This window comes from Psychrobacter sp. (assembly GCF_018260395.1).
Classification (GTDB): domain Bacteria; phylum Pseudomonadota; class Gammaproteobacteria; order Pseudomonadales; family Moraxellaceae; genus Psychrobacter.
Map to the genome: position 1 here is coordinate 6827 of NZ_JAGLBC010000124.1, position 213 is coordinate 7039.

General features: G+C 36.6%; 1 protein-coding gene. It reads right to left on the reverse strand.

What is annotated here, in order from left to right; all coding sequences use genetic code 11:
* On the reverse strand, positions 1-213 hold a 213-nt coding region (locus QZ265_RS08905; protein ID WP_296405435.1), incomplete at both ends, for a RepB family plasmid replication initiator protein.

A 213-nucleotide genomic window follows, 5' to 3' on the forward strand; every position in this document is an offset into this window, starting at 1 on the left:
CATTGTATTAATAGCTCATAAAGTCGAATGGCATATGCACTGCTTAGGCTGCTAATCTGTTCTATATCATAACTGGTAAATTGTTGCTCAAGTCTTGTAATAAGAGGTACAACATCATGAGTAAAACGTAAATAGACAATCCCAGTATCCTTTTCATATCCTATCTTATCAACCCAACGACAGTGAAAGCTTCGATCCTTACCTGTTTTAGGG